We start from the raw sequence: 12,253 nt of genomic DNA, 5'->3' as shown, positions 1-12,253 counted from the left end.
CATTCCTATGCACATGATAAAGCAACGAAACGTATACAAATACTAAAAAGAAAAAAAGGTGATAAACATGAAAGAATCAAATCAACTACAAGAAAGAGCATTGCAACTATTACAAGAACGCGGTGTAACAATTGATGATATTGCTGAGCTTGTTCATTTTCTTCAAAAAAAATATCATCCAAATTTAGAGATGTCAGAATGCCGTTATAACGTTGAGCGTGTATTATCAAAACGTGAAGTACAGAATGCACTAATTACTGGTATCGAACTCGATGTCCTTGCTGAAAAAGGAATGTTAAGTGAGCCGTTACAAGATATCGTAAAACGTGATGAAGGCTTATACGGAATTGATGAAGTGATCGCACTTTCTATCGTTAACGTGTACGGTTCTATCGGTTTCACAAACTTTGGATATATCGATAAATTAAAACCTGGTATTTTAGAATACTTAAATGATAAATCAACTGGAAAGGTGCATACATTCCTTGATGATATCGTTGGTGGAATCGCTGCCGCTGCTTCAAGCCGTTTAGCACATAGAGCTGAGCATTCGGAGTGAAATATGAAAGCCCGTCAGTGTCATACTGACGGGCTTTCGTATTCCATGAGCATAAATTCTCTTCCACGGCTCAAAAAAATAGGTCCTTGTTGAAAACCTATTTTTTTATATAGCGTAATCGCTCTTGTATTAAATGTCGCTACGCTAAGTCGAAACGTTTTCGGCTTATATTCTTTCGCTGCAAAGGCTATCCCAGCTTGAAAAAATATTTTCCCCAGCCCTTTCCCTGTTAACTCCGGCTTCATGCCAAGTCCGATATCCATTACATCTTCTCCACTATATAAATGAGCATCTCTTCCACCTGGCACTTGTGCATTTTCCCCAAAACAAAAATAGCCGATAAACTCTCCATTATCGTCACAACAGCCATAATACGTCCCATCTAGCAATTCTTCTATTACTTCTTTCTCGCCTGAAAAGCTATATAAATTATAGGGTTCTTCGTACGTCCACGTATTTATCTCATTTGCTTCTTCTACCGTCAGCTCATGTATTTCCACTTTCTCTTCCCCCTATTATATTTCTACTAACAATATTCGATACTCATCTTATAATTCATCTTTCTCAATATGTTTTTTTAATTTCTCGCTTTATTTTTATGGAAGATTTTTCTTATTATGTTACGATTAAACAGAATCATTTGAAATAAGGTGGTGACAATTTGAATTATTTTTCTTATCTCTCCTTAGAAGAACGTCAAAATTTTTTCTATAAAGAACCTCTTAGTTTTTCAAAAAATATAGAGAAAGAGCAATTAGCGTACGCATTAGGTGCTACACTATATACTCCTGGCACGAAAGAAACGATCGCGGAAGATATAATTAGAAAAAAACATGTGGAAGCTACCTCGATTATTTTTTGTCTAGAAGACTCTATCAGCGATAAGGAAGTAAAGTTTGCAGAGCAAAATATCGTCTTTCAAATACAGCAAATCGCCAACTTGGTCAGTGCTAACATACTAAATCAAGCAGACATCCCCCTTCTTTTTATTAGAGTTCGACAGCCAAGTCAAATGAGGACAATTGTTACTGAATTAGGTAGTGCGGTTCATTGCTTATGTGGTTTTGTCTTTCCAAAATTCACACCCGTTAATGGAAAGTCTTATATCGATCAGCTTGCTTATATAAACAAGCTATATTCATTATCCCTTTACGGAATGCCGATTTTAGAATCCCCAGAAATTATGTATAGAGAAACACGTGTAAAATCATTGTTACAAATAAAAGATCTACTAGATTCCTATCGTGATTACATCTTAAATGTACGCATTGGTGCTACTGATTTTTCAAGCATATTTGGTATTCGGCGTAATAAACACACCCCTATCTATCATATTACTGTTGTTCGTGATTGTATTTCCGACATTATTAATATTTTCTCCAGAGCAACAAATGGATATGTTATTTCAGGATGTGTATGGGAATATTTTTCTAATGATTACGAAGAAGGGCTCATTCAAGAGGTATCGCTTGACCATGCAAATGGATTAATTGGAAAGACAGTCATTCACCCATCTCATATTAAAGTTGTACAAGCAATGCACATTGTTACAATGGAAGATTATTTAGACGCAAGGTCAATTTTACAACATGCAAATACGTATAACGGAGTGCTAAAAAGCAGTTTTGCTAACAAAATGAATGAAGTAAAGCCCCATTATAACTGGGCTCGCAAAACCATTTTAAAATCTAATATTTACGGGGTGCTACATGAAAACAAACAATTCACCGATCTCCTTATTACAAACGCAAAACAACACGTATAACGTTTTGAATAATATAAAGGTTCATGTAGAAGTGCGTGATAATCCATATAACTTAGAATTAGACAATCTTTTTCAAATGGCTGCGAGAATCAATAAGAAGCGGAGTTTTTTATTTGTAAGTACAATTCTTGGAAAGCATCTTCCTATTAAACCTGCAGTCTCTCTAGCAAGTGGATTTGCTCTCGCTGCAAGATATATGGAAATACTACATAATACTTTTCATCCATTTCAAAAAGAAATTTTAAATCTTATTTCATTAGAAGTTGATGAAATTCCAGAAGAAACATTTTATTATCAATATCCCTTGCCAGAAGAAGTTTTATTTATCGGATTCGCTGAAACAGCAACAGCACTTGGCCATTCTATGTTTCAATGCTTTCAAAATGCAAAGTATGTACATACAACTAGGGAATCGATACCCAATCTCGAATCTGTCATTACATTTGAGGAAGAACATTCCCATGCAACATCACACCGTTGTTATGTGGATAAAAGCTTTTTTCAAAACAACAATCCAATCATTCTCGTAGATGATGAGATGACAACTGGGAAAACCGTACTAAATATTATCAGGTCTATTCAACAGCAATTTCCACGAGAAGAGTATACCATCGCTTCTTTATTAGACTGGCGTTCTAATACTAATAGAAGACAATTTAAACAACTAGAAGAAGAACTTCAAATAAAAATTCATGTTATTTTTTTATTAGAAGGCCGCATTCACACAACTGGCCAGCCATTGAATATTACAAAAACAGATACTCATATTGAAGAAACAAAACCTTATTTCAAAAAACATACGATTATTTGTCCAGCATTATCCTATACATCAAATTATATAAAATATACTGGACGCTTTGGCATTTCATCATATGAACAAAAGCACATTCATTCTTTTGCTCAAGAAGCAGGAAAAATGTTACAAAGAAAAAGAATTGGAAAACGAACACTCTGCCTCGGAACGGGTGAGTTTATGTATATTCCAATGAAAATTGCTGCTGAAATGGGTGAAAATATTTTATATCAATCTACAACACGAAGCCCTATCCACCCTGTTTCAAATGATGTGAACTACGCCATTCATAATCATTTCTCTTATCCAAATCCCGAAGATTCTACTATTACAAATTACTTTTATAATATTTCACCCCATGAATACGATGAAGTATTTGTGTTTATGGAACGTGATGTAGGAGAAGAAGCCTTATCACCTCTTCTACAGCAGTTACAAACAGTTATTCCTTGTATTCATATCGTCTCATTTTCAAATAGCATAGAAAAGGAAGGTTGATAATTATGGTAAAGGTAAATTCCCATATTAGTAGTTACGATCCAAATGATGCTATTTTTCTATTAAAAGATATTAGTGATTTAATGAAAGAAAGTTCCACAGAAACGAGAGAACAAGCCATTCAAGCTGGCATACATTATTCTGAAATGTTACCAACGGAATATAAACCATCTAAAGCATATATGGATTTATTCTTTTCTTCCCTGCAACATTACAAACACAAACTAGCCATCGCTGTCGGAGTTGTCGCTGAACAAATTATACAGACTAAAGGAACGAATCTCGTCCTCGTCTCATTAGCGCGTGCTGGTACACCTATTGGTATTCTTATAAAACGCTACATACGCTATCAATATAACCTTGATGTACCTCACTATTGTATTTCTATTATTCGTGGACGCGGCATCGATGAAAATGCACTTCACTATATTTTAGAACATCATCCTACAGAAACAATTCAATTCATTGATGGCTGGACTGGAAAGGGTGCAATAAAAAAGGAATTGGAACAGGCAGTACATACATTTAACGAGAGAAATAATACACACCTTTCTCATTGTATGGCTGTACTTGCTGATCCCGGTTACTGTACTTCAATTTACGGTACACGCGAAGATTTTCTTATCCCTAGTGCTTGCTTAAATGCGACCGTCTCTGGACTAATTAGCCGCACTGTACTAAATGACACCTATATTGGCCCAAATGATTTTCATGGTGTTAAATATTATAAAGAGCTAGAACAAGAAGATTTATCAAATTTCTTTATCGATGAGATAACAGATTTATTCCCTTCTGTTCATTCTCATATAGATAATCAATTACATTATATTGCTTCAACATACACCGATCCATCTTGGCAAGGATTAAAAGATATACAATCTATCCAAACTCACTTTGAAATTGATGATATTAATCTAATTAAACCAGGAGTCGGTGAAACAACTCGCGTATTACTCCGGAGAATACCGTGGAAAATTTTAATACGAAAGCAAGACACTCCTGATTTAAAGCATATTTTACTTCTTGCTAAAGAAAAGAATGTCCCTGTTGAAATATATGAGAATATGACTTATTCATGTTGCGGACTCATTAAGCCTCTTAGGGGGAATACGATATGATTTTCGCCAGTGATCTTGATCAGACACTTATTTATTCCCGTAAATCATTTCGTGCTCATATAGAAGATAATTCAATTCAGCTCATTGAAACTTTAGATGGAAAAGAAATTTCTTTCATAACATATAAAACCATTACACTACTAATAAAATTGCAACTGCATTCATATTTTATCCCAGTTACAACAAGAACGATTGAACAATTTCAACGTATTACTTTATTCCAAAATGAAATCATTCCTGAATATGCCATTACAAGTAACGGCGGTAATATCCTTCATAACGGTAAGCAAGATGTTACTTGGAACAAAGAAATAAAAAAAAGAATTTCAGTAGAATGTATAGAGAGGAACGATATACTAAAGGAATTTGAACAAATCGCTCATAAAGATTGGGTTATATCACAAAAAACGGCTGATGATTTATTCCACTATTGCATCATTAAACGAGAGAACATTCCTTATGATGAATTATCATCCTTCACTTCCTGGTTAGACAAACAGGGCTGGAATCATTCACTTCAAGGTAGGAAACTATACTTTGTACCAAAACCAATTAACAAATGGGACGCCGTGCAATATATACAAGAAATACTACAAATGGATACTATTATTACAGCTGGGGATTCTTTACTTGATTTATGCATGCTTGAAAAGGCGAACTATGCCTTTGCACCACTTCATGGTGAATTAGGGGCAACATATAATCATTTACAACCCCATATTGTAAAAACAGATGCAATCGGCATATATGCCGCAGAAGAAATCGTAAGTAAATCACTTCAAATCATTCACAGTTCATCACCTACCTCATAATTGAAATATGCACAATTGCATACGCACGCCCATGGAACAAATGGTACAATTTATTCGAATCGCTGTTGCTACACTTCTTGATCAAAGAAAAGGCGTTAAAACGGATATTAGCGCCTTATCAAACTCAAGCAATTGGCACATTTTGTCATCTTGAAAGACACTCGAAAGAGTGTCTTTTTTTCTATACCTTACAAGGACTTACTCATTTCAAAGCATAAACACATAAAATGATATAACTCTTTACATGCATGAGTCCTTTTTTCAAAGTTTTTAAGTAGACTCAAAATAAAAAAGCACTCTTGTCTAGAGTGCTTTTTACTTTCAAACAAGGAGGTTACATAATATGGATAGTACTCTCGTATTTAACTTCGGCATTGGTATTGTTATCATTTTATTTGTTTTCTTTGTTCTTTGTATGAGCGGAGTGTAGAAAGACGATTTGAGGCGTCTTTTTATACATATGTATTACTTGACTTTCGCAAAAGAAGTAACAATAATGGTTACAGTGAAACCATTCACATATCCACAAATAGGAGGAAGAACAATGAAACATGTAATCGTTTATGCACACCCGAATACAGAAAGCTTCAACCATGCGATTTTAGAAACGGTAAAAAGTGAATTAGAAGAAAAAGGTCATGAAGTACGCGTTCGCGATCTATACGAATTAAACTTCAACCCAGTATTAGACGCTTCCGATTTCATCTCATTTTCTCAAGGAAACACACCAGCAGATATTAAAGAAGAGCATATCTCTTGGGCTGATAGCATTACATTTATTTATCCGGTTTGGTGGGCGGGACTTCCTGCTATTTTAAAAGGATACGTTGATCGTGTATTTAGCCACGGCTTCGCTTATGCTTACGGTGAGAATGGTATTGAAAAGTTATTAAGCGGTAAAAAAGGATTATTATTATCTACAATGGGAAATACGAAAGAGGCATACACAACAGGCGGTATGTTTGACGCAATGAAGAAAACAGCGGATGTTGGTATTTTTGAATTTACAGGCATTGAAACAATTGAGCATACATTCTATACAAGTGTCCCTTCTGTGGATGATAGTGTGCGTAAACAATATCTTGAAGAGGTTAAAGATGTTGTGAATCGTGCGTTTTAAATAACATTATATCAGCGATTTTTTTAATATATCAGCGCAACTCAGATTATATCGGCGATTTTCCAAATATATCAGCGCAACTCAAATTATATCGGCGATTTTCTAAATATATCGACTTATCGACAAAAAACGACACTAATTACAACTGAATATTAGCCCACCCCAATCGGGCTACCCGCAAATATTAGAAAAAAGCTGCTCCAAAGTATGGAACAGCTTTCTTCATTACATCTTCTCAATCCACTCCGTCAAGTTATGCACAACTTGCGTCGGTTGAACTTCGTATTCTGTTAACTTCTCCACAGTTGTTACTCCAGTGTGGACAAGAAGTGTATGCATACCAGCATTTATTCCTGCTAAAATGTCTGTATCGTAGTTATCCCCAACCATTAATGCTTCATTCTTTTCTATGCCAAGCACTTTCAAGGCTTGTTCCATAATGATTGATTCTGGTTTTCCGATAAAGATTGGATCCACACCTGTTGATACTGCTACAACTGATGTTAATGAACCGTTACCTGGTAATAATCCGCGCTCAGTCGGAATGGCAATGTCTCCATTTGTAGAAATAAACGTTGCGCCGTTACGCACAGCAAGACAAGCTTTTGCTAATTTTTCATATGTGATGTCACGATCTAAACCGACAACAACGAAATCAGGATTTTCATCTACAAGTTCAAATCCTTTTTCCACAAGCGCATCGTGTAAACCTTCTTCACCAATCATATATACAGTTGCGTCTTGTTTACGTTCATAAATGAAGTTTGCTGTTGCCATACTCGTTGTGAATACTTGCTCTGCTTTCGCTGGAATATCGAAACGAACAAGTTTTTCTGCCACTTGTTCTGGTTTACGAGTTGAGTTATTCGTAACGAATAAATACGGAATGCCGCGCTCTCCTAACGCTTTGACGAAGTCGCTTGCTTCTTCAATTTGTTCTTCTCCGCGATACATTGTACCGTCTAAGTCAATTAAGTAACCTTTATACATCGATTATGTCTCTCCTTCTATGCTAACGTTCTCACCTTATCATACCACTCTTATATTACCCGCTTTTCCAAAAGAAAAAAACGCTTTACCTTAAAGCGCCCCATAACGTTCATTTTTTCTCTTTTATTTGGTAAGAACAACTACAATCGCCCTCGCACATGTTTGCTAGCGTTTTCACATCTGCGTTCGCAAATAAACGATTATACATCTCTTTTTCATCTTCACACACTTGCGGGAATCTCTCTGCAATTTCCTTTAACGGACAATTTTGTTTTTCAATTACGAAAGAGTTCTCTCCATCTCTCTTGATTTGAACCATATAACCATTTTTCTCTTGCATAGCTGCTATCTCTTGCACTTTATATGCTAAATTCTTTTGATTACTCACTCGCTTTTGCAACTGTTCTTCCATACGCTTCGTTCTCTCTTTTAAAACGTAACGAAGTATTTTTTCATCGCCCATTCGAGCTAAATCTTCTAGCATATCAATCGCAAATTGCTTATACTCTTTCGGAAATGTATCTTCTCCCTTTTCGCTTAATCCATACAAATAAGTTGGTCTTCCGACATGTTGCCTTACCATCTTGGAATAGATGAAACCATCTTTCTCAAGATTACTTAAATGTCTTCGAATTGCCATTTCTGTAATCTCTAACATTTCAGCTAGTTCCGCTACGGTGTGCTCTCCCTTTACTTTCAACAACTGCACAATTTCATCTTTCGTCGTACGTGCTTCCCCCATGCTTCACCCTTCTCCCTCACATACAATATAAGACCCCCAAAAGGCATTCTCTGGGGATCTTATAAGCATAATTATTCTGGTACAAATGCAGATACAGGTCCTAATTCCTTCTCTAAATAACTGCGAATATTTGCTGGGTATTTCTCTACCACTGCAATATGTTTTTGAATCGTCTTATATAATTCATCATGATTCATTTGAATATAATCTTGCGTAAGCATTTTTCGAAGAAGGATAATTTCTTTCATCCCTTGTCCATCTTCTGTACTTATCACTCGCTCGTCCATTAAAATATCGATAATATCTTCATAACTTCCTGGATCGCGCATAATAAATCCATCAATCATCGCATTCCCTACATCTAATACACAATCAATCATTAGATGAGCTATGCGTTCTAATGCGTAAAATTCAAACTCGGTTTCATATATCTTTTTCTCTTGAAATGTACTTGTTGCTCGTTCTAAACATACTAGCATTTGTTCTATTTTCTTTCTGTCTACAAAATACATGAATGTCACCTACCTGGAAATTAAAGCATTTACATTTTAATTGTAACGCTTTCTTCTGAAAAAATCGACAATTTTTCGAATTCACCTTTTCTCCGTTATTTGTTATAGTTATATTTGTATGATTTTTGAAATTGGAGGAATGGAACCTTGGAACGTGAACTCGCACTAGAAATTGTCCGTGTAACAGAAGCAGCAGCATTAGCATCCGCACAGTGGATGGGCCGCGGAAAGAAAAACGAAGCAGATGATGCAGCAACTACAGCAATGCGTGATATGTTCGATTCAGTAAACATGGCAGGTACAGTTGTAATTGGTGAAGGAGAACTTGATGAAGCACCGATGTTATATATTGGTGAAGAACTAGGAACAGGTAACGGTCCAGAAGTAGATATCGCCGTTGACCCATTAGAAGGTACAAACATCGTTGCAAAAGGTCTTGCAAATGCAATGGCAGTTATCGCAATCGCAGATAAAGGAAACCTTCTTCATGCTCCTGATATGTACATGGAAAAAATCGCGGTTGGTCCAAAAGCAGCTGGTAAAATTAGCTTAGATGATCCAATTGAAAAAACAATTGAAATTGTAGCAGAAGCTAACAATAAAAAGATTCGCGATCTAACAGTTATCGTTCAAGAACGTGAACGTCATCAAGATATTATTGATCGTGTTCGTGCAAAAGGTGCACGCGTAAAATTATTTGGTGATGGTGATGTTGGTGCGTCAATCGCAACAGCACTACCTGGGACAGGTATCGACTTATTCGTAGGTATCGGTGGAGCTCCAGAAGGTGTTATTTCTGCAGCAGCATTAAAATGTCTTGAAGGTGAAATGCAAGCTCGCTTAGTTCCAATGAACGAAGAAGAAGAAGCTCGTTGTCGTGAAATGGGATTAGAAGACCCTCGTCAACTTCTAATGCTAGAAGACTTAGTATCTGGTGATGACGCAATCTTCTCAGCAACTGGTGTATCTGCTGGTGAATTATTAGACGGCGTAAAATTCCTAGGCGGAGATTTAGCTGAAACATACTCTATCGTAATGCGTTACAAAACAAGAACAGTACGATTCATTAAAACGCATCACCATTTAGATCATAAGCCACACTTAAACTTAGATATTTAATAAAAGGAGCCATGTGTATGGAAGAACGTTTCTTTCTGTACGACGACACTGTCGCTACAAAAACTCGTTTCGTTAGCTTTATGGGAGAAAATGAGCGTCATGATTTAGCGCTATTATACTCCGATCGTCATTACGGTAAAACAATTGTCCTTGATATGCAGCGTAATAAATTCGCAATCATCGGCGCTGACGATTTAAACGAACCAGGCTACTTAGAGCACGCATTTTCTATGACTGAAGAAATTGCAGAAGAACTACGCTCATTTTTATTTGAACTTATATAATTTATCTTAGGCACCAGCTTTTTAGCTGGTGTTTTTTTCGCTTTAAGTATTTTGAATTTTCTAATCTTTATGTTATAATGAAGAATAAATCTATTTGGATAGAAAGGACGTTATCTACGTATGCCAATAACTACTTTGTAATGGACCAGCAATTGGATAGCATTACTCTCAAAAAAGCACCATGCTTTTTCAAGGGAGTAGTCTGCCCATTCCCATTACAAAGGAACGTATTGCATCTGTAGTATGATGTTTACGGAGGTTCCTCTTTGGGGAACCTCCTTTTATTTTTGTCTTTTCCTCCTGTCTTCATACTACAAGACATCCAAATAGCTGTATTACGTTTCTTTGCCACTACTATAAGAGGTGAAGGAAAATGCAGAAAGTACAACTTTCTTGGAGTTTATATGAAAACGAGCAAAACACAATCGAAAAGTATTGTAAAAATTGCAGACGCACTACCCTATTTACCGATACAAATATTCGTAGGCATAACGCCAACGGAAAAAACATATACCGCTTTGCTATTTATAAATGTCCGAAAGATCATACGTGGAATCAAAAATTGCGTATTTATAAATCATTTACTGATCACGTTGAAACAGTCGATATGTCGCAGCAGGATCAACTAGAAACAACTACTACCATTTCCATTACGCAACATAAAGAAAATGGTATAGCTGAAATTACGATTGTATTAGACCTCGTTTTCGGTTCCCACCGGATGGATAAAACTTTATCCACATATATTTCCGACTGGAGCCGTACACGCATTGTGAATAAAATTAAAAACGGGGATATTCAATTGAACGGACAACAAATGAAACCAAATACAATACTTTCTGAAGGCGATCGTATCTCGATTTGTTTATAATGCAAAAAATCCTCTTACAATCGTAAGAGGATTTTTTTATTTCTTCACTTTTCGTAATACGAAATGTGCACAACCGAAGTTGCAGTACTCGTATAAATACTCCGATAACGTACTAATTTTCGTATCATATGTCGCACGCTGGTTACTATCATCAAAGAAGCCGCGCAATCTAAGTTGCTCATAACCCCAGTCCCCAACGATGTAATCATATTTATTTAAAATTTCTGCATAGCGCTCTTTAAATGCTTCTTCACTAAAACCGTCACGAAAGTTTTTAATTACTTCGTACTGCACATTATTAATGCTCACCGTAGCATGAATCTCTTGCTTTTGCTCCATCATTAACTTCCTCTCTAAGCATTCTTCTTTTTATCGTATCACAAAGCATACCAACCAACAATTTCAAATACAAAAAATTGAAAATTAGTGCATGCTATGGAGAAGGAGGTGATACATCGTGAAAAAACAAATTATCCTTTCTCTTCTCACTCTTTCCTTATTTGCAGGCTGCCAATCAACGAATAAAGCCGAAATGGAACGTGAAGAAGGAAGTCGTGTTCTTGTTTCCAATAAAAACGACATGTATCATACGGAAAATACAAATACACGGCTTACAAGAGTCGGTTATTCATCTAAACAAAAGCATGAAGTGTCTAACAAACAAGTAGGAGCCATTAACCGTGAGAAAGTCGCTGAAATGATTACAAGCATGACAGTCAAACTTCCTGACGTTACAAACGCTGCTACGCTCGTTACCGATGATGAAGTATTTGTTGTATACCGTGCAAACACAACGGATCCAAAACTCGTAGCGGATCAAGTATATAGAGCTGCTTTGTCCATCGTCCCTCGCTATTATAAAGCATATGTATCAACAGACCAAAAGTTGATTTCTCAAATTCAAGGCCTTCAATCTGGCGCATTAAATGATACAGAATATACACAGAGCCTCGATATGTTAAAACGTGAAATGAGCAAAAATCCTCATTTGAACAATACAGAGGATCAGACTTTGAATGATATGATAAAAAAATAAAGAAGGTGGAGAAAACCTCCATCTTCTTTATTTT

Annotated in this window: 15 protein-coding genes; 10 read left to right on the top strand and 5 right to left on the bottom strand. The window is 36.1% G+C overall.

Annotated elements, in window-relative coordinates; translation table 11 throughout:
• Positions 1 to 67 precede the first annotated feature (67 nt).
• Entirely contained in the window at positions 68 to 559 is a 492-nt protein-coding gene (locus LMD38_RS02060) for a phosphatidylglycerophosphatase A family protein (RefSeq protein ID WP_000665103.1), read from the top strand.
• Between the two features lie 20 nt (positions 560 to 579).
• On the opposite strand, the gene LMD38_RS02055 is transcribed toward LMD38_RS02060, so the two are convergent.
• Complete coding sequence (locus LMD38_RS02055; protein WP_016718818.1) at positions 580 to 1,059, bottom strand: GNAT family N-acetyltransferase; 480 nt, start codon at positions 1,057 to 1,059, stop codon at positions 580 to 582.
• A 161-nt stretch (positions 1,060 to 1,220) separates the two neighbouring features.
• Here LMD38_RS02055 and LMD38_RS02050 point away from each other — a divergent pair, with 161 nt between their 5' ends.
• From LMD38_RS02050 to LMD38_RS02030, 5 genes are all read left to right on the top strand, one after another.
• Positions 1,221 to 2,324: an HpcH/HpaI aldolase/citrate lyase family protein gene (locus tag LMD38_RS02050; protein WP_001106073.1), complete on the top strand. Its 1,104-nt coding sequence runs from the start codon at positions 1,221 to 1,223 to the stop codon at positions 2,322 to 2,324.
• Positions 2,269 to 3,615 (top strand): phosphoribosyltransferase family protein, encoded by a 1,347-nt coding sequence (locus LMD38_RS02045; RefSeq protein ID WP_228920168.1) that lies wholly within the window; start codon positions 2,269 to 2,271, stop codon positions 3,613 to 3,615. Before LMD38_RS02050 ends, LMD38_RS02045 begins: the two co-directional genes overlap by 56 nt.
• A 5-nt stretch (positions 3,616 to 3,620) precedes the next feature.
• On the top strand, positions 3,621 to 4,733 hold the full coding sequence (locus LMD38_RS02040; RefSeq protein WP_014893436.1) for a cysteine protease StiP family protein: 1,113 nt from the start codon (positions 3,621 to 3,623) through the stop codon (positions 4,731 to 4,733).
• Positions 4,730 to 5,545 carry an HAD family hydrolase gene (locus tag LMD38_RS02035; protein ID WP_000575371.1) on the top strand — a complete coding sequence of 272 codons (816 nt, stop codon included), beginning with the start codon at positions 4,730 to 4,732 and terminating at the stop codon, positions 5,543 to 5,545. The genes LMD38_RS02040 and LMD38_RS02035 overlap by 4 nt, the downstream gene beginning before the upstream one ends.
• Positions 5,546 to 6,089: 544 nt before the next feature.
• A complete protein-coding gene (locus tag LMD38_RS02030; RefSeq protein ID WP_062822288.1) occupies positions 6,090 to 6,665 on the top strand; it encodes an NAD(P)H-dependent oxidoreductase in 576 nt (191 codons plus the stop codon).
• Between the two features lie 225 nt (positions 6,666 to 6,890).
• Here the strand turns inward: LMD38_RS02030 and LMD38_RS02025 are convergent, their stop codons facing one another.
• The 3 genes from LMD38_RS02025 to LMD38_RS02015 all read right to left on the bottom strand — a co-directional run bounded on the left by LMD38_RS02025 (position 6,891) and on the right by LMD38_RS02015 (position 8,909).
• Complete coding sequence (locus LMD38_RS02025; protein WP_000276467.1) at positions 6,891 to 7,655, bottom strand: TIGR01457 family HAD-type hydrolase; 765 nt, start codon at positions 7,653 to 7,655, stop codon at positions 6,891 to 6,893.
• A gap of 109 nt (positions 7,656 to 7,764) precedes the next feature.
• Positions 7,765 to 8,397 carry a helix-turn-helix transcriptional regulator gene (locus LMD38_RS02020; protein WP_061183271.1) on the bottom strand — a complete coding sequence of 211 codons (633 nt, stop codon included), beginning with the start codon at positions 8,395 to 8,397 and terminating at the stop codon, positions 7,765 to 7,767.
• A 71-nt stretch (positions 8,398 to 8,468) separates the two neighbouring features.
• Positions 8,469 to 8,909: a DUF86 domain-containing protein gene (locus LMD38_RS02015; protein ID WP_000274011.1), complete on the bottom strand. Its 441-nt coding sequence runs from the start codon at positions 8,907 to 8,909 to the stop codon at positions 8,469 to 8,471.
• Between the two features lie 147 nt (positions 8,910 to 9,056).
• On the opposite strand from LMD38_RS02015, the gene glpX reads away from it, so the two are divergent.
• The 3 genes from glpX to LMD38_RS02000 all read left to right on the top strand — a co-directional run bounded on the left by glpX (position 9,057) and on the right by LMD38_RS02000 (position 11,183).
• On the top strand, positions 9,057 to 10,028 hold the full coding sequence (gene glpX, locus LMD38_RS02010; RefSeq protein ID WP_000439091.1) for a class II fructose-bisphosphatase: 972 nt from the start codon (positions 9,057 to 9,059) through the stop codon (positions 10,026 to 10,028).
• A gap of 17 nt (positions 10,029 to 10,045) precedes the next feature.
• Complete coding sequence (locus tag LMD38_RS02005; RefSeq protein WP_000392606.1) at positions 10,046 to 10,312, top strand: DUF3055 domain-containing protein; 267 nt, start codon at positions 10,046 to 10,048, stop codon at positions 10,310 to 10,312.
• Positions 10,313 to 10,685: 373 nt separating this feature from the next.
• Positions 10,686 to 11,183, top strand: a complete 498-nt coding sequence (locus LMD38_RS02000) for a DUF1062 domain-containing protein (protein WP_016718822.1) — start codon at positions 10,686 to 10,688, stop codon at positions 11,181 to 11,183.
• A 36-nt stretch (positions 11,184 to 11,219) separates the two neighbouring features.
• Here LMD38_RS02000 and LMD38_RS01995 read toward each other — a convergent pair whose 3' ends face one another.
• On the bottom strand, positions 11,220 to 11,522 hold the full coding sequence (locus tag LMD38_RS01995; RefSeq protein ID WP_000435941.1) for a YutD family protein: 303 nt from the start codon (positions 11,520 to 11,522) through the stop codon (positions 11,220 to 11,222).
• A 118-nt stretch (positions 11,523 to 11,640) separates the two neighbouring features.
• Here LMD38_RS01995 and LMD38_RS01990 point away from each other — a divergent pair, with 118 nt between their 5' ends.
• Complete coding sequence (locus LMD38_RS01990) at positions 11,641 to 12,219, top strand: YhcN/YlaJ family sporulation lipoprotein (protein ID WP_062822287.1); 579 nt, start codon at positions 11,641 to 11,643, stop codon at positions 12,217 to 12,219.
• The last annotated feature ends 34 nt before the right edge of the window (positions 12,220 to 12,253 follow it).

It is taken from the genome of Bacillus pacificus, assembly GCF_020861345.1.
In the GTDB taxonomy this organism is placed as follows: Bacteria; Bacillota; Bacilli; order Bacillales; family Bacillaceae_G; genus Bacillus_A; species Bacillus_A pacificus.
This window is presented reverse-complemented; position numbering and strand designations above follow the sequence as displayed.

What these genes read in the sequence shown, in the direction of transcription:
- LMD38_RS02060 (WP_000665103.1), top strand. Translation starts at nt 68, where the DNA reads ATGAAAGAATCAAATCAACTACAAGAAAGAGCATTGCAACTATTACAA.
- LMD38_RS02045 (WP_228920168.1), top strand. Translation starts at nt 2,269, where the DNA reads ATGAAAACAAACAATTCACCGATCTCCTTATTACAAACGCAAAACAAC.
- LMD38_RS02040 (WP_014893436.1), top strand. Translation starts at nt 3,621, where the DNA reads ATGGTAAAGGTAAATTCCCATATTAGTAGTTACGATCCAAATGATGCT.
- LMD38_RS02035 (WP_000575371.1), top strand. Translation starts at nt 4,730, where the DNA reads ATGATTTTCGCCAGTGATCTTGATCAGACACTTATTTATTCCCGTAAA.
- LMD38_RS02030 (WP_062822288.1), top strand. Translation starts at nt 6,090, where the DNA reads ATGAAACATGTAATCGTTTATGCACACCCGAATACAGAAAGCTTCAAC.
- LMD38_RS02025 (WP_000276467.1), bottom strand. Translation starts at nt 7,655, where the DNA reads ATGTATAAAGGTTACTTAATTGACTTAGACGGTACAATGTATCGCGGA.
- LMD38_RS02020 (WP_061183271.1), bottom strand. Translation starts at nt 8,397, where the DNA reads ATGGGGGAAGCACGTACGACGAAAGATGAAATTGTGCAGTTGTTGAAA.
- LMD38_RS02015 (WP_000274011.1), bottom strand. Translation starts at nt 8,909, where the DNA reads ATGTATTTTGTAGACAGAAAGAAAATAGAACAAATGCTAGTATGTTTA.
- LMD38_RS02005 (WP_000392606.1), top strand. Translation starts at nt 10,046, where the DNA reads ATGGAAGAACGTTTCTTTCTGTACGACGACACTGTCGCTACAAAAACT.
- LMD38_RS02000 (WP_016718822.1), top strand. Translation starts at nt 10,686, where the DNA reads ATGCAGAAAGTACAACTTTCTTGGAGTTTATATGAAAACGAGCAAAAC.
- LMD38_RS01995 (WP_000435941.1), bottom strand. Translation starts at nt 11,522, where the DNA reads ATGGAGCAAAAGCAAGAGATTCATGCTACGGTGAGCATTAATAATGTG.